This window comes from Comamonas sp. SCN 65-56 (assembly GCF_001724135.1).
Classification (GTDB): domain Bacteria; phylum Pseudomonadota; class Gammaproteobacteria; order Burkholderiales; family Burkholderiaceae_C; genus Comamonas_C.
The window spans coordinates 159,231-175,239 of record NZ_MEDS01000001.1 but is presented as its reverse complement, the minus strand read 5'-3'; the positions used below and the strand labels follow the sequence as shown (position 1 = coordinate 175,239).

The following is a 16,009-nucleotide window of genomic DNA, read 5'->3' as shown; positions in this document are numbered from 1 at the left end:
AAATCATTGCTTCTGAAATGGCCCCCACGCCGGCTCGCGGATGTCTCCGCTCTGCCCGGCGAGCCTGGCCTTGATCTTGCCGTCCAGCGTCGTCGTCATCAGCATCTCCTTGCCCTGCTGGCGCGTGGCATAGACGATCAGTTTGCCATTGGGCGCAAAGCTCGGACTCTCGTCGTCGGTGGTATCGGTGATGGCACTTGCCGTGTGCGATTTGAGGTCCATCACATACAGCTTGAACGCACCATTGACGCGTGCGATGTAGGCCAGCCACTGGCCATCGGGACTGATGGCGGGCGAGATGGCGTAGTTGCCCTGGAAGGTGACGCGCTCGGGATTGCCGCCACTGGCTCCGACGCGGTAGATCTGCGGCGAGCCGCCACGATCACTCACAAAATAAATCACTCCGTCGCTGGAGTAGACCGGCTCGGTATCGATGCCAGCGCTCTGCATCAGCCGCGTGGGTTCGCCCCCGCTGCTGCTGATGGTGTAGAGCTGCGAGCCGCCATCGCGGCTGAGCGTGACGGCCAGCGTGCGCCCGTCCGGCGCCCAGGCGGGTGCGCTGTTGGAGCCGCGGAAATTGGCGATCAGCCGCCGCCGGCCAGTGGCGATGTCGTGCACGTAGACGACGGGTTTGCGCGACTCGAACGAAACATAAGCCAGCTGCGTACCCGACGGCGACCAGGCGGGCGAGATGATGGGCTCGGGGCTGGAGAGCGCCGACTGCGCATTCTCGCCATCCGCATCGGCCACCCACAGGCTGTAGCGGCTGCCCACCTTGGTGACGTAGGCGATGCGGGTGGAGAAAATGCCGCGCTCGCCCGTCAGTTTTTCATAGATGTAATCCGCGATGCGGTGCGCCACCAGACGCAGGTCGGCGCGGGTGACGGTATAGCTCTGGCCGCTCAGATCCTGCCCGCGCACCACGTCCCAGAGACGAAAGCGGGTGTCCCAGCGACCATCGCCCAGCTGGGTGATGCTGCCCGCGCTCAGCGCATCGGCCTTGCGCTCGCGCCATTGCGACAGATCGGGGCGGGAGGTTTCATCGAGCTGGACGCCGGATGCATCCACGCCGATGAAGCGGCCGCTGCGTTCCAAGTCTGCCAGGACGATCTGGGAAATTTTCTGCGGCGAGGCGTCTTCGCCGCGCAATGGCGGGATGGCGACGGGCATCTGGGTCAGGCCGACGCCGGTGATCTCCACGCGAAACTGCGCCATTGCCGGTGTCGTGGCAGCGAGCGCCGCAGCAGCCAGCCACTGGCGCCTGGAAGAAGAGATCTGGGAAGGGGGGTCAAAAATCATCACAAATAGTGACTCGTAAAAGCCTTCAGACAAAGCGTTGAATGTTACACATAGCGTAGCAAACCATGTGACAAACTGTGCCGCTCAGCAACCACCCCAACGTAAAATTTGCAATCAATGCAAGACCACGATTCTACTGCGAGCTCGCCGACGCCGCCGGCTCAAGCGCTGGGCGCGCGCCTGCGACGTCTGCGCCCCTACTTCGGCAACCAGCGCCTGGAGTGGGTCGTGGCACTGCTCACCACCGTGGTCGCGGCGGCTACCGAACCGCTGATCCCGGCGCTGCTCAAACCCCTGCTGGATGAGGGTTTCACGGAAGGCTCGCTGCCGCTGTGGCTGGTGCCTGTAGCCATCATCGGCGTGTTCCTGATTCGGGGCGTGGCCCAGTTCACCGGCAAATACGCGCTGGCGCGCATTGCCAACGAGGGCATGGTGCGCCTGCGCGCCGCACTGTTCGACCGGTTGCTGGCCGCCCGCATGGACATTTTCGATCGGCAATCGGCCAGCACCCTCTCCAACACCGTGGTGTACGAGGTGCAAAACGGCTTTACCGTGCTGGTACAGGCGGTGTTGGGCGCATCGCGCGACGGCTTTACCGTACTCGCACTGCTAGGCTACCTGCTCTACCTGAACTGGCAATTGACGCTGATCGTCGCCCTCATGGTGCCGACGGTGGCATGGGTGATGACGACCCTGTCCAAGCGCCTGTACCGCATCACCCGCGCCAGCCAGGGCGCCACCGACGACCTGGCCTACGTGGTCGAGGAAAACGTGCTCGCGCACCGCGTGGTGCGGCTGCATGGTGCACAAGCGCAGGAAGCAAGCCGGTTCGAGCAGCTCAGCGAACGCCTGCGGCAACTGGCGATGAAATCTACCGTCGCCTCGGGTGCCATGACGCCAGCCATCCAGCTGCTGGCTGCGGCCGCGCTGTCCACCGTGATCTGCATTGCGTTGTGGCAGGGGCGCGGCAACGGCGCGCAAGCGGTGAGCGTTGGCGGCTTTGCGGCCTTCATTGCGGCCATGCTGATGCTGATTTCTCCGATCAAGCGCCTGGCCGATATCGCCAACCCCATCACGCGTGGCGTTGCCGCCCTGGAGCGCGGACAAGGCCTGCTGGACGAGACACAGCCCGAAGACGAAGGCAGCCACCAAAGCGGGCGAGCCCACGGCGCGATCGAGCTGCGCGACGTGCGCGTGTGCTACGCCGGCAAGCAGAGTTTCGCGCTCGATGGCATCACGCTGGCCATAAAGCCTGGTGAGGTGGTGGCGCTGGTCGGCCCCTCGGGGGCGGGCAAAAGCACGCTGGTCAACCTGTTGCCGCGCTTCATCACGCCCGATGGCGGCAGCATCACGCTGGACGGCGTGGCGCTGCACGATTGGAATTTGCGCTGCCTGCGCCAGCAATTTGCGCTGGTGAGCCAAGACGTGGTGATGTTCAATGCCAGCGTTGCCGCCAATGTGGCGCTGGGAACGACGATTGACGAAGCGCGCGTGCAACACAGCCTGGAGGCGTCCAACCTAGCCGAGCATGTGGACACGCTGGCGCAAGGCATGCATACCGTGCTGGGGCACAACGCCACGCAGCTCTCGGGCGGGCAACGCCAGCGGCTGGCGATTGCGCGCGCGCTCTACAGGGATGCGCCCATCCTGATCCTGGACGAAGCCACCTCGGCGCTCGATACCACGTCAGAGCGCCTGGTGCAACAGGCGCTGCAGCGGCTGATGCACGGGCGCACCACGCTGATCATCGCGCACCGGCTCTCCACCATAGAGCATGCCGATCGCGTCATCGTGATGGAGCACGGTCGCATTGCCGAGCAAGGCACGCACGCCGAATTGCTGGCCGCTGGCGGCCTGTATGCGCGGCTCAGATCGGTAGGGCATTCATAGCCCCTACCACTGGCCCTTGTCGGGCCGCTGTTGCTGCAGGGCGCGCACGATGTCCTGCACCAGGCCATCGCGCTGCGCCTTGCGCGCGAAGTCCGCTGCGGCAAGGCCGAGCTGGTTCTTGATGGAGGGGTCCGCGCCCTCTTGCAGCAGCAGGCGGGCAACGTCGATCTCGCCGTACTGTGCCGCCATCATCAGCGGCGTGGTGCCGTTGGGCGAACCGGCATCGATGTAGGCCGAGTGCTCCAGCAGCAAACGCACCATGGCCTGGGCGGTATCCGCACTGCTGCTGGCTGCGTAGTGCAATGGCGTCCAGCCGGTCTTGTTCACATCGGCGTCGCGCGCGATCAAGGTGCGCGCTGCCTCCAGATTGCCGCGCAGCGCCGCCATCATCAGCGCGCTCTCGTCCTTGGCATTGCGCGCTTCCACCTTGAGCTTGCGACTGGCCAGCAGCACGGCAGCGACCTTGCGCGAATCCTTGTCCAGCGCAACGATGATCGCCGACTGGCGGCGCGGGTCGCGCGCGTTCGGATCAAAGCCGCGGCGCAGCAAGTCTGCGACCGTGCGGTCGTCGTCCAGTTCGATGGCCTTGAAAAAATCTTCATACGCGCCAGCCCTGGCTACCGGCGCCATCAGCGGCAGCCAGGCCAGGAGCAGCACTCGCCTGCGCGCCATCACGCCGCTTCACCTTTCAGGAAGAGCCGTTCAAAGTTGCGACTCGTCGCCTGCGCGATTTCGGCGATCTCCACACCCCGCACCTGCGCCACCTGCTGCGCCACATACGGCACATAGGCCGGGCTATTGGGCTTGCCGCGCATGGGAACGGGGGCGAGGTAAGGGCTGTCGGTCTCTATCAGCAGGCGATCGAGCGGCACAAAGGCCGCCACCGCGCGCAGGTCCTGCGATTTCTTGAACGTGACGATGCCGGAAAACGAAATATGAAAACCCAGATCCAATGCGGAACGCGCCACGTCCATGCTTTCCGTGAAGCAGTGGAAAACGCCGCCGGCACTGCCCGCACTGCCGTCTTCGCCTTCATCGCGCAGGATGGCGAGCGTGTCTTCACTCGCGCTGCGCGTGTGAATCACCAGCGGGCGAGCGGCCGCACGCGCGGCGCGGATGTGCGTGCGAAAGCGCTCGCGCTGCCACTCAAGGTCTGCCACGCTGCGGCCGCCCTTGCGCTCGTCGAGCTGGTAGTAGTCCAGCCCGGTTTCTCCCACCGCAACGACGCGTGGCAGCACCGCCAGGCGTACAAGCTCGTTGACACTGGGCTCGGCCATGTCTTCGGTCTCGGGATGCACGCCCACGCTGGCCCAGAAGTTGTCATGGTCCAGCGCGAGCTGGTGCACTTGCGGGAATTCCTCCATCGTGGTGCAGATGCACAGCGCACGGTCTACCTGCGCCTGCGCCATTGCCGCGCGGATGGCGGCGAGCTGCGGGCGAAGCCCGGGATCATTCAAATGGCAGTGGGAATCGACAAACATGGTTCACGCCACACGCACGTTGCGCGCCAGGCGGCAAGAGCGCTCAAATGGTCTGTGTCGGCTTGTCCGAGCCCAGCAGCGCACCGAGGATTTCCTCGATTTTGAGCTTGAGCTGGCGCGCCTTGTCATCGTCCGGAAAGCGTACGCCCACGCCTTGGGTGCGGCCGCCACCGGCGCGCGCCGGGTTGACCCAGGCCACCTTGCCGGCAACCGGGTAGCGCTGCGGCTGCTCGGGCAGCGAGAGCAGCACGTAGACATCATCGCCCAGCCGGTATTCACGCGTGGTCGGCACGAAGATGCCCCCTTCGGCAAACAGTGGAATGAACGACGCGTGCAGCATCGCCTTGTCCTTGATGTTGAGCTGCATCACGCTGGGGCGTGGCGCATTGGCGGGGGTAGCCATGTCGGTAGGTGTCAGCGGCGGTTCGGGTGACCGGAGTTTAGGGCATGGCCCAGCGTTTCGCGCGCCTGGGCGGTGAGCGCTTCCAGCATCAGGCCGGCATTGAAGGGATGTTCCGCCGTGCGTGCCTGCGCACGCAGCAGCGCGGCCCAACGGGTGAGCACGGAAATGGATGGCAATTGCGCGGGTGGCGGCAGATCTACGACGGCAAAGTAGCGCGGCGCGGCGCCCACACGCTGCGCCAACGCGTCGTGGCAAAGCTTTTGCAGTACCTCGACCGCCTGTGGCGGCTCCATGCCGGCCAGCGCCGTCGCATCACCGCGCGCGAGGGCCTGCGGCAGACCGGCCCATGCCTGCGGGCTGCCGCCAGCCTGCACCAGCGCCAGCGCATCGGCCGGTCGCCCACCGGCCGCGCGCAGCCACACCGGCGCCGCATCCGCCGCCACGCCCTGCGCCACCAGCCAGGCTTGCGCCTCGGCCTGCGCAGGCCACTGCAAGGCATGGGCCTGGCAGCGGCTGCGGATCGTGGGCAAAAGCTGATGCGCGGCCTCGGTCGCCAGCACGAAGCGCGCGTCGCCCGGCGGTTCTTCCAGGGTCTTGAGCAAGGCGTTGGCCGTCACCGCATTCATCTGTTCGGCCGGGTAGACCAGCACCGCTTTGCCGCGTCCGCGTGCACTGGTGCGCTGGACAAAATCGACCGCTTCGCGCATCGCATCAACACGGATTTCACGGCTGGGCTTGCGCTTTTTTTCGTCAATGTCGGCCTGCGCCTTCTCCGGCAGCGGCCAGCCCAGCTGCTGCATTTGCACCTCGGGCATCAGCACGCGCACATCGGCGTGGGTGCGCACCGCGATGCCGTGGCAACTGGCACATTGACCGCAGGCGCCCTGCGTGCCGGGTGCATCGCACAGCCAGGCGCGCACCAGTTCCAGCGCCAGCGCGTACTGCCCCAGCCCCGAAGGGCCATGCAGCAGCCAGGCATGGCCGCGCTGCGCCAGCAGCTGGTCGCGCTGGCGTGCAATCCAGGGAGCCACTTCAGCCATGCGAATCCGCGCTCAGCCAGCCACGCGCCGCCACCGCTGCCAACATCTGCTCGGCCACCTGCTCGCGCTCCAGTGCCGCATCGATGCGGAACATGCGTTGCGGTGCCTGCGCGGCGCGATCGGCATAGCCCTGCGCCACGCGGCTGAAAAACGCCTGTGGCTGCGACTCAAACCGATCCGGCGCGCGCGCATCCGCCAGCCGCGCGGCAGCCACCGCGGGGGGCAAGTCAAACCACAGTGTCATGTCCGGATCAAGCATCAAATCATCGTTTTGCGCAATACCCGTCTGCGCAACGCGCTCCATATACGATAGTAAAGCACCATCCAACCCGCGCCCTGCGCCCTGATAGGCAAAGGTCGCATCCGTGAACCGGTCGCACAGCACCACGCACCCCTTGGCCAAGGCCGGGCCAATGACCTGGCGCAGGTGATCGCGCCGCGCGGCAAAGGCCAGCAGCACCTCGGTCAGCGCATCCATGGGCTGGTGCAACAGCAGCTCGCGCAACGTTTCAGCCAGCGGCGTCCCGCCGGGTTCCCGCGTCAGCACCACCTCGCGCCCTGCGCCGCGCAAGGCGTCGGCGAGCCGCGCGATATGCGAAGACTTGCCCGCGCCGTCGATGCCCTCGAAGGTGATGAAAAGCCCCCGGTTCATTTGCCACCCCGCTGATAACGATTGACGGCCCGGTTGTGCTCGTCCAGCGTGGCGCTGAACTGACTGCTGCCATCGCCGCGCGCCACAAAGTACAGCGCCTTGGTGGAGCCCGGTTGCACCGCCGCCAGCAGCGCCGCCCGACCCGGCATCGCGATCGGCGTTGGCGGCAGGCCTGCCCGCGTGTAGGTGTTGTAGGGCGTATCCGCCTGCAGGTCGCGCTTGCGCAAGTTGCCGTCGAACTGTGCGCCCAGGCCGTAAATCACGCTCGGGTCGGTCTGCAGCAGCATGCCAGCGCGCAAGCGATTGATGAAGACGCCGGCGATCTGCGCACGGTCCTGCGCGCGGCCGGTCTCCTTCTCCACCAGGCTTGCGAGCGTGAGCGCCTGCTCGGGCGACGTGAGCGGCAGGCCAGGCTCCCGCGCTGCCCAGGCGGCATCCAGACGCTTGTCCATCTGCCGCATGGCGCGGCGCAGTACCGCGATATCGCTGCTGCCCCTGGCGTAGGCATAGGTGTCAGGAAAGAACCGGCCTTCAGGCGACAGGCCGGGCCGACCCAGGGCGGCCATCAGCGCCGCGTCATCCATGCCCTGCGTATCCGGCTTGAGGCTGTCGGCATGCGCCAGCGCCGCGCGCACCTGGCGCATGTTCCAGCCTTCGATCAGCGTCACGGTCCGCATGGTGGCATCGCCACGCACCAGCTTTTGCAGCAGCTGCACCGGCGTCGTCCCGGCGGGAATCTCGTAGTTGCCTGCCTTGATCAGCCGGTCTTCACCCGAGAGCCGAAACCACAGCCACAACAGCCGCGGCGGCACCTGCAGGCCCGCCTGCGCCGCCGCCTGGGCGACTGCGCGAGGTGTGGCGCCAGGCTCCACTTCGAGTTCGATGGCCGCTGCGCTGCCCGATGCCATGGGCGCATGCAGCCACCAGGCGGCTGCACCCGCCACGGCAGCAGCAACCAAAATCAGCACGAGGAAAAAGCGGCGCATCGCGCATCAGCAGGCAAAAAGGGAATCGATCATCATAATGGACCCATGCCGCATGCCACGTCCGCGCTCGTTCATGGCGCCACCCAGCTTTCCCACCTCGGCGTCATTCGTGCGCAGGGCCCGGATGCCGCCGGTTTCCTGCACAGCCAGTTGACGCAGGACATTTTGCATCTGGGCACCAGCCAGGCACGCCTGGCCGCCTACCTCTCCCCCAAAGGCCGTGTGCTCGCCAGCCTGCTCGTACTCGCAGCTGGCCCACAGGAGTTCTTTCTGGTGTGCCACCGCAGTGTGCTGCCGGGCACGCTCAAGCGCCTTGCGCTGTTTACGCTCCACGCACGGCTGACGCTGCACGACGCCACGCAAGACATGCAGCTCATGGGTTTGCTCGGGAGCACTGCACAGTCTCTGCTGCCGGCCAATGCCAGCCCCGGCCTTTGTCAAACGCTGAACAACACCCACACGGTGGCGCTGCATCCGGCGGATGACCGCATGCGTGCACTCTGGCTGGCGCCTGTCGGCGAACCGCCCCCCGCGGCAACCGATGGCGATGCGGCGCAATGGCTCTGGAGTGAAGTGCGCAGCGGGGTGGTGACGATCAGCCAGCCGGTCGCCGATGCCTTTGTGCCGCAGATGCTGAACCTTGAATCCGTGGGCGCCGTGGATTTTCACAAAGGCTGCTACCCAGGACAGGAGGTCGTGGCACGCAGCCAGTTTCGCGGCAGTGTCAAGCGCCGTACCTATCTGGCACACAGCCAGAGCGCACTGGCCGTGGGCGATGCGATTTTTCGTGCTGAGGACGACATTGGCACCGTGGTGCAAGCCGCACCCTCGCCCACTGGCGGCTACGCTTCCTTGGTCGTACTGGCTATCGATGGTGCGACGGATGAACTGCGCACCGCACCTGCGCACGGCGCGCTACTGGAAATCACCCCGCTGCCCTACGCCTTGGCAACAGGCATCTGACGGCCCGGGTTCAATCACCAATCCAAGGGTATGACCCGTCTCAGCGCAGCATCTTGCGCATCGCGATATGGGCCATGCCCGCTTCGTCAAACACATCGCCTTCAGCAACAAAACCCGCACGCTGATAAAAGCCCTCCGCATGGCACTGGGCATGCAGCAGCACACTGGCATCGCCCCGTTCCTGCGCAGCCCGCACCAGTGCCTCCAGCAGCAGTCGCCCCCAGCGCTGACCACGCAAGGTGCGCGACACCGCCATGCGGCCGATGCGGGCTTCGCCGTCTTGCGCAGGCAGCAAACGCCCGGTGGCGACCGCCGCGCCGAGGCGATTGAAGGCCACCGCATGCACCGCCAAACGATCGAGCGCATCCATTTCGACCTCGGGCGCAACGCCCTGCTCCTGCACGAAAACCGCCGTACGCAGCGGGGTGGCAGCGGCGCCCAATTCCTGCCAACTCCCCACACGCAACTCGGCCATCTCGCTGCCGGCCTCAAAACTCTCGATCACCGCGCGCAGCGCGGACGGCACGTCCTTCTTGGTCTGCGTGGCCGGGTCCGCAAAGACGTAAACCAGCTCCACCGATACCAGCGGCACATCGGTGCGAAAGATGCCGCATTCAAAAACCATGGAGCTCGCTCCAATGCGCACGCAGCGCATGCCCACATCGATGATGTCATCCAGCAGCGCCGAGGCGTGGTACTCCACGCTCGCCTTTTTCAGGTAAACATCACCGCCCAGCGCATGCATGGTTGCTTCATAGGGCAGCCCCAGCGCGCGCCAATATTCGGTCATGGCGCAGTCCGCGTAGGTCAGGTAATGCGCATTGAACACGATGCGCTGTTGGTCGATCTCGGACCAACGCACGCGCAGACGCAGGTGGCAACGGAAATCTCTCGGGGTACTCATAGTGCTTGCTCCAGTCCAAAAGCCTTGCGCAACGCCTGCGCGGCATCGCGGTGGGCGCGCCGCGCTTCGGGCAGCGCGCGGCCCATCTTGATGAATTCGTGCGTCACGCCGCGATAGATTTCCAGATCGACCGCGACGCCCGCCATGCGCAGCCGGTCAGCCCAGGCGATGCCTTCATCGACCAGCGGATCGATTTCGGCCAGGCCTATCCAGGCGGGGGCCACGCCATCGACATCGGGCGCAAGCAAAGGGGCAAAACGCCAGTCCTCGCGCTGCGCCTGATCGATGTAGTTGCCGAAGAACCAGTCAATCTCGGCCTTGCCGAGGATGGGGCCGCTGGCAAAGCGCGCGTGCGAATCGGTGTCCTGGTGCGCCGTGGTGCCGGGGTAGAAAAGCAGTTGCAGCGCAAGGCTCAAATTCGCATCACGCGCCATCACGGCGGCGGCGGCGGCCAGCGTGCCGCCGGCGCTGTCGCCGCCGACGGCGATGCGCGCACCATCCAGCCCTAGCGAACCAGCATGCGCGGCCAGCCAGGCGAGCGCGTCCCAGGTGTCATCGATGGCCACCGGAAAGCGGTGCTCGGGCGCGAGGCGATAGCCCAGCGACAGCACCGCCGCGCCGCTCAGGTGCGCCAGCTCGCGGCACAGCACGTCATGCGTTTCGATGCTGCCTATCGTGAAGCCGCCGCCGTGCAGATACAGCAACACCGGCAGGCCGACCTCGCCGCTTGCGGCATACAGGCGCGCTGGCAGGCCAAAGCCGTCCCGCGCGGGGATGCGCAGGTCTTGCACGCGGGTGAGCGGCGCCGGGGCGATCTCCAGCACACCGGCACCGGCGGCGTAAGCGTCGCGCGCCTCTTGGGGCATGAGCGTGTACAGGCGGGGGCGCGCGGCGCGCGCCATGCCCGAGAGCACCGCGCGCATCTGCGGCGTGAGCGGCAGATCGGCCAACGAGGAAGAAGAAGCACTCATGGTTCGGGTTCCGGCATCACGGCCCTTCACGCCAGCGCCGGCGCATGCAGCACCTGCGTGGGCGTGATCAGGCGCACGCCTTCGCGCTCGATGAGCGCGAGGATCGCCAGCGTGATGTGCTGCTGCACGTCGCGGTGCAGGGCAAATTCGGGGCTGAGCACGTGATAGATGAATTCGTAATTGAGCGCGGCATCTCCAAAGCCCGTGAGGTGGCCGCGATCAAAGCGCACCTGCGACACGCTCGAGATGATCTCGCGCACCTCCAGCGCAACGCGCTCTGCCTTCTCGCGCGGGGTGTCGATGGCGATGGAGAGTGGATAGACCACGCGCCGCTCTTTCATGCGCGCGTAGTTGTGCACCAGCTTGCCCAGCAGTTGCGCGTTGGAGATCGCCAGCTCCTCGCCGCTGAGCGAGGCGATGCGCGTGCTCTTGATGCCGACGTGGCTCACCGTGCCCGAGACATCGTCGAAGGCGATGAATTCACCGACTTCGAAGGGTTTGTCCAAGCCGATGCTGATCGACGCCAGCAAATCGCCCAGCACGCTTTGCGCCGCCAGCGCCACCGCCACGCCGCCGATGCCGAGACTCGCAATGAAGGTGTTGACGTTGACGCCCGCGTTGGAGAGCACCGCCAGCAGCAGCACCACCCAGACGACGAGCTGCGTGCTCCACTGGATGATGCCCAGCAGCACCGGGTTGCGCGGCGCGCCTTCGCGCTGCGCCAGGTGTTCGAGCGAAGACACCAGCAGGCGCGAGAGCCATAGCGCCAGTTGCACTCCCACCAGCACGTAGATGCCCTGTGCGAGCAGCGCATGCAGCTCACCCGGCAGGTGCAGCACACGCGCGGCCACCGCCAGCGCCAGCAGCAGCAGCAGCCAGCCGCGCGTGGCCTTGAGCACCTGCGCGGCAATGCCCACCGGGCTTTGCGGATGCGCCTTCGCGAGGCGCGCCAGGCGCCTGGCCAGCAGCGCGACAGCACCCGCCGCCAGCGCGTAGGCCAGCAACGCGCCCAACAGCGCCGCGAGCCACGACAGCGCCGTGTGGCCCAGCCAGCTTGACTCTTGCAGCCACTGCGGCATGCGTCAGCCTTTCACCGGCGCCGCAGCGCTTTTTTGGAACACCCGCTGCATCACGAAATCGGCCTTGACCTCTTCGCCACACATCAGCATCGCCGCCAGTTCACCGCCGAGGATTTGCGGCGCGATCACCACGTCCGGCTGCACCAGCTTGACGCGCGCCAGGTGCGCTGCGTCGTTCACCGCCGCGACGGTGCGGGCACTGCCGCCCAGCTCGCGCACCGCGAGCACGACAAAGGCGTTTTCCGAATCGTCGTCGAGCATCGCCATCACGGCGGTGGCCTGGTGCGCGCCCGCCTCGCGCAGCACGTCCACACTGCCTGGGTCGCCCACCACCAGGTCCACGTCCTGCATGTCCTCGGACGGGCTCTGGCGCAGCAGCCGCGTGACGCCCTGGCCCCGGCGCGCCAGCTCGCGCCAGGTGTTGATGGCCAGCGGCGAATTGCCGACGACGACAAAATGGTGTTCGCGCTTCATGCGCCCTCCCTTGCGATTGACGATACGCTGCAGGCTGTTGCCGACCATCGGCGCGATCACGGCGGTGAGCGAGGTGGCGAACACCGCCACGCCCAGCACGATCACCGAGATCGTGAACAGGCGCGCCTCGCTGGTATGCGGTGCGATGTCGCCATAGCCGACCGTGGTCATGGTCACCATCGCGAAATACAGCGCCGTCATCAGATCGGTGACGGGCGGCTTGAACTCCGCACCCAGGTAATACGTGCCCAAAGTGGCGTAGAGCACCAGCATCACCACCGAGGTGAGTGCGAACAGCGTGCTTGCCGTGATGCTGGCGTGGTCGAACTGGCGCCACGCCGCCGACAGCAGCGCCAGCAGCAGCAAAAAGTAGCCCAGCAACAGATGGCCGTTGCGATGCGTGCCGAAAAGCATGCTCACCGCCGCCGTCGCCGCCAGCAGCAGAGCCATCACCCAGGCGACGCGCGAACGCAGCAGCAGGCCCAGCGCCATCGTCAGCATGCCGCTGCCGATGAGCAGCGGCGGCAGCAGGTTGGGCGTGATGCCGGGCTGGCCCGCGAGCAGTTCGCGCACGAAGGGCGCCCAGCGCGCGCCCAGATCCACCTGCAGCAGCCAGATGCCGCCCAGCGCGAGCAGCAGCGCCAGCGGCACGTGCGGAAACCACAGCGGCCCGCGCGCCAGGCGGTGCAGGCGCTGCGCGGCAATGCGCGCGCGCTGCGCCCCGGAAAACCGCATCCAGCGCTGCTGCAAGAAGGCCACGCGCGCCCGTCTTACTTGAAGTTCACCGTGACCGGCTGCGCGCCCGCCAGGCCTTCGTAGTTCACCGTCGCGCTCAATCCGGGCTTGGGCGGCATCAGCGCCGAGAACGAGCCCAGGCTGACCACGTCACCGGGCTTGAGACGAATGTGCTCCTTGTGCAGCGCCTGGGCGATCCAGACCACGGCGTTCAGCGGGTGCTCCAGGATGTCGCTGCCCTTGCCCTGGCCGATCTGCTTGCCCGCCTGATCCATCACTTTGATATCCATATTGGCCAGTTGTGCCAGCATCACGAAACGGTCCATGCGATCGGCCGGCACGGGTATCGGCGTACCGGCCACGCCCAAGCGCGCACCAACGTTGATGGCGTTGATCGCTGCGCCGTTGAGCTTGGGCGGCGCCTGCACGATCAAGTCGGGCAGTTCGATAAAAGGGATCACCTGGTCGATGTGCGCGATAACATCCTCGGGCGTCCTGGCGTTGTTGATGCCCGCGTCCTTCACGCGCACCAGCATGTCGGCTTCGAACAGCGGGCGCGCGCCGAAATTGGGCGCGGTGGTGTAGCCGTTGGGCTGGATCATGCCGTCGTACAGCACCCCCCATGTCGGCTGGTTGGTGTTGAACCGCTTTTGCGTGGCCGGGTTGGTCAAGCCCGCCTTGTAGCCCACCACCTTGCCATAGTGCGCCGCCAGCAGCTTGTTGAATCGGGCGCGAGTGCAGGCCGCATCCTTGTCGCTTTGCGCAGCAAAGTTCGGCGTTGGCTTCTTGGCGAAATAGTCATCCGCCATGGTCTGAACCTGGGCCTGGGTCAGGCACGCCGCCTGCGCACCCGTGATCAATCCCATACCTACCAAGAGGGCAATAAGGGGCTTTTGCACAACAATCTCCTATGCTGGATCAAAACCTGCATGCTACGCGAGCATGCGTGCCTTTCGCCCGATTCACCGTCACCCCACAGAAATTGCCCCTATGCCCACCCACCACCCATTGGCCTGTGCAGCAGCCCTCGTGTTGAGCGCACTTCCCGCTGCAGCGCAGTCCACGTCTCCCCCTGGATCGCTGCCGGAGCAAACCATACGCAGCACGCTGCTGGCTTCGCCACTCGAGCAGGTACCGGCCTCCGTTACCGTCGTGGATGGTGAGGACATCCGCGACCGGCAGTGGCAGGTCAACCTCTCGGAATCGCTCTCCTCCACCCCGGGTCTGCTGCTGCAAAACCGCCAGAACTACGCCCAGGATCTGCAGCTCTCCATCCGCGGACACGGTGCCCGCTCCACCTTCGGCGTGCGCGGGATACAGATTTATGTCGACGATATCCCCGCCACCATGCCTGACGGCCAGGGGCAGACCAACCACATCGATCTCTCCTCGGTCGAACGCATTGAAGTGCTGCGCGGGCCCTATTCTGCGTTGTATGGCAACGCGTCCGGCGGCGTGATCAACGCCTACACCGAACGCGGTCATGGCGCGCCCCGCCTGGAAAGCCGCTTTGCGATCGGCAGCAACGGGCAAAAGCGCATCGGGCTGAAAGCCTCTGGCGAAACCAACGGGGTCGGTTACGTGGTATCGGCCAGTCGATTCTTGACCGATGGCTACCGTAGGCAAAGCCGCGCCGACAAGAACCTGCTCAACGCACGCATTGATACCCAGCCGTCCGGCGACAGCCACCTCATGCTGGTCGTCAACCACATCAATGTCGATGCACTCGATCCCGGTGGCGTCTCGCCCGCGGAATGGCTGGCCAACCCACGCGCCGTAGCGCAGGGGCCGCAGGACTTCAACGCCCGCAAGAGCCAGCGCCAGACACAGGCAGGACTGAAATACGAAAAACGCATCGATGCACAGAACGCCCTGCAAGCGGTCGGCTATGTCGGCACACGTGCCATCGTGCAGTTCCAGTCCACGCCGGCGGCCGCGCAGAAGCCCCCCACCAGTGCAGGCGGGGTGATTGACCTCGGTCGCAACTATGGCGGGCTGGATCTGCGCTGGTCGCACGAGCGCAGCATCGGTACCAGTACCCTCAATGTGGTCGCCGGGCTTACCGCCAACGTCGTGCGGGAAGACCGCAAGGGCTACAACAATTTCATCGGGTCGACACTGGGTGTGCGCGGTGACCTGCGCCGCAGCGAAAGCAACACGCTCAGCAACATTGACCCCTATGCCCAAGCCTCCTGGGCCTTCGCGCCCCAATGGGCGCTGAACGCCGGCCTCCGCTGGAGCAACGTACGTTTCGTCTCGCGCGACGAGTACATTGCGCCAGGCAATGGAGACGACAGCGGCAACGCCCGGTATCGGCGCGCGCTGCCCGTGGTGTCACTGCAGCATGCGCTGAATGCCGCAACCCTCATCTATGCCGCGCTGGGCAGCGGCTTCGAAACACCAACCTTCAACGAGATTTCCTACCGCTCTGGCGGACTTGGCGGCCTGAACTTCGGCCTGCAGCCGGCAAAATCACGCAGCATCGAGATCGGCGTGCGCCAGCACTACGCCACCCCGAGCGTACGTGGCGATTGGAGTGCAGCACTGTTTCACACCCGCACCCAGGACGAAATCGTCGCCGCTGAGAATTCCGGCGGTCGCACCGTGTTTCAGAATGCCGGGCGCACCCGCCGCCAGGGGTTCGAGCTGGCCAGCACCACCTGGCTGGGGCAGCAGTGGGAATTCAACCTCGCGCTCACCCTGCTGGATGCCCGCGTGACCCAAGGGTATTGCGACGTCAAGGGCAATTGCGTCGCCGCCGGCAACCGCCTGGCAGGTACGGTGCGCAGCCAAGCCTACCTTGCGGCCAACTGGCATCCGCTGCCGGGTGCACGCATAGGCATTGACTGGCGCCACGTCGGCACCATCGCCGCCAACGACAGCAACAGCGTCTATGCACCAGCCTACAGCGTGGCCGCATTGAGCGCAGGCTACGCCAGGGATTGGGGGCGCTGGACCCTGGACGTCTTCGCTCGTATCGACAATCTCACCAACCGGCGCTACGTCGGCTCGGTGATCGTCAATGAATCCAACGGGCGCTACTATGAGGCGGCACCGGGCCGCCAATGGATGGCCGGAGCCAGCCTGGCCTACAAGTTCTGAAGGCACAAAAAACCCCGGGATGCTGCACAC

The 16,009-nt window shown here is 65.8% G+C and carries 15 protein-coding genes; 3 read left to right on the top strand and 12 right to left on the bottom strand.

The window, feature by feature from the left end; genetic code table 11:
- Window positions 1–3: 3 nt before the first annotated feature.
- Window positions 4–1,299 (bottom strand): Tol-Pal system beta propeller repeat protein TolB, encoded by a 1,296-nt coding sequence (tolB, locus tag ABS45_RS00810; protein WP_291551842.1) that lies wholly within the window; start codon window positions 1,297–1,299, stop codon window positions 4–6.
- Window positions 1,300–1,416: 117 nt separating this feature from the next.
- On the opposite strand from tolB, the gene msbA reads away from it, so the two are divergent.
- A complete protein-coding gene (gene msbA, locus ABS45_RS00805) occupies window positions 1,417–3,189 on the top strand; it encodes a lipid A export permease/ATP-binding protein MsbA (protein ID WP_291551840.1) in 1,773 nt (590 codons plus the stop codon).
- Window positions 3,190–3,192: 3 nt separating this feature from the next.
- Here msbA and ABS45_RS00800 read toward each other — a convergent pair whose 3' ends face one another.
- The 6 genes from ABS45_RS00800 to mltG are packed head-to-tail and all read right to left on the bottom strand — an operon-like array spanning window position 3,193 to window position 7,751.
- Entirely contained in the window at window positions 3,193–3,861 is a 669-nt protein-coding gene (locus ABS45_RS00800) for an ankyrin repeat domain-containing protein (RefSeq protein ID WP_291551837.1), read from the bottom strand.
- Window positions 3,861–4,670: a TatD family hydrolase gene (locus tag ABS45_RS00795; RefSeq protein WP_291551834.1), complete on the bottom strand. Its 810-nt coding sequence runs from the start codon at window positions 4,668–4,670 to the stop codon at window positions 3,861–3,863. The genes ABS45_RS00800 and ABS45_RS00795 overlap by 1 nt, the downstream gene beginning before the upstream one ends.
- Window positions 4,671–4,713: 43 nt before the next feature.
- A complete protein-coding gene (locus ABS45_RS00790) occupies window positions 4,714–5,073 on the bottom strand; it encodes a PilZ domain-containing protein (protein ID WP_291551832.1) in 360 nt (119 codons plus the stop codon).
- 11 nt (window positions 5,074–5,084) lie between these two features.
- Window positions 5,085–6,113, bottom strand: coding sequence for a DNA polymerase III subunit delta' (locus ABS45_RS00785; RefSeq protein ID WP_291551829.1), 1,029 nt, complete (start codon window positions 6,111–6,113; stop codon window positions 5,085–5,087).
- Complete coding sequence (gene tmk / locus ABS45_RS00780; protein WP_291551827.1) at window positions 6,106–6,765, bottom strand: dTMP kinase; 660 nt, start codon at window positions 6,763–6,765, stop codon at window positions 6,106–6,108. Before tmk ends, ABS45_RS00785 begins: the two co-directional genes overlap by 8 nt.
- Window positions 6,762–7,751, bottom strand: coding sequence for an endolytic transglycosylase MltG (gene mltG, locus ABS45_RS00775; protein ID WP_291551824.1), 990 nt, complete (start codon window positions 7,749–7,751; stop codon window positions 6,762–6,764). Before mltG ends, tmk begins: the two co-directional genes overlap by 4 nt.
- A gap of 45 nt (window positions 7,752–7,796) precedes the next feature.
- On the opposite strand from mltG, the gene ABS45_RS00770 reads away from it, so the two are divergent.
- On the top strand, window positions 7,797–8,714 hold the full coding sequence (locus tag ABS45_RS00770) for a folate-binding protein (RefSeq protein ID WP_291551821.1): 918 nt from the start codon (window positions 7,797–7,799) through the stop codon (window positions 8,712–8,714).
- A gap of 40 nt (window positions 8,715–8,754) precedes the next feature.
- Here ABS45_RS00770 and ABS45_RS00765 read toward each other — a convergent pair whose 3' ends face one another.
- Genes ABS45_RS00765 through ABS45_RS00745 form a run of 5 tightly spaced genes read right to left on the bottom strand, consistent with a single transcriptional unit; the run spans window position 8,755 to window position 13,782 of the window.
- The gene (locus ABS45_RS00765) at window positions 8,755–9,618 is read right to left on the bottom strand and encodes a YbgC/FadM family acyl-CoA thioesterase (RefSeq protein ID WP_291551818.1); all 864 of its coding nucleotides are present in this window, start codon (window positions 9,616–9,618) and stop codon (window positions 8,755–8,757) included.
- The gene (locus tag ABS45_RS00760; protein ID WP_291551816.1) at window positions 9,615–10,589 is read right to left on the bottom strand and encodes an alpha/beta hydrolase; all 975 of its coding nucleotides are present in this window, start codon (window positions 10,587–10,589) and stop codon (window positions 9,615–9,617) included. The genes ABS45_RS00765 and ABS45_RS00760 overlap by 4 nt, the downstream gene beginning before the upstream one ends.
- A 26-nt stretch (window positions 10,590–10,615) precedes the next feature.
- Window positions 10,616–11,668, bottom strand: a complete 1,053-nt coding sequence (locus ABS45_RS00755) for a mechanosensitive ion channel family protein (RefSeq protein WP_291551813.1) — start codon at window positions 11,666–11,668, stop codon at window positions 10,616–10,618.
- Between the two features lie 3 nt (window positions 11,669–11,671).
- Window positions 11,672–12,901, bottom strand: coding sequence for a voltage-gated potassium channel protein (gene kch, locus ABS45_RS00750; RefSeq protein ID WP_291551810.1), 1,230 nt, complete (start codon window positions 12,899–12,901; stop codon window positions 11,672–11,674).
- 11 nt (window positions 12,902–12,912) lie between these two features.
- Entirely contained in the window at window positions 12,913–13,782 is an 870-nt protein-coding gene (locus ABS45_RS00745; RefSeq protein ID WP_291552128.1) for a fumarylacetoacetate hydrolase, read from the bottom strand.
- An 85-nt stretch (window positions 13,783–13,867) separates the two neighbouring features.
- Between ABS45_RS00745 and ABS45_RS00740 the strand changes: the two genes are divergently transcribed.
- Entirely contained in the window at window positions 13,868–15,979 is a 2,112-nt protein-coding gene (locus tag ABS45_RS00740) for a TonB-dependent receptor (protein WP_291551807.1), read from the top strand.
- Window positions 15,980–16,009 lie beyond the last annotated feature (30 nt).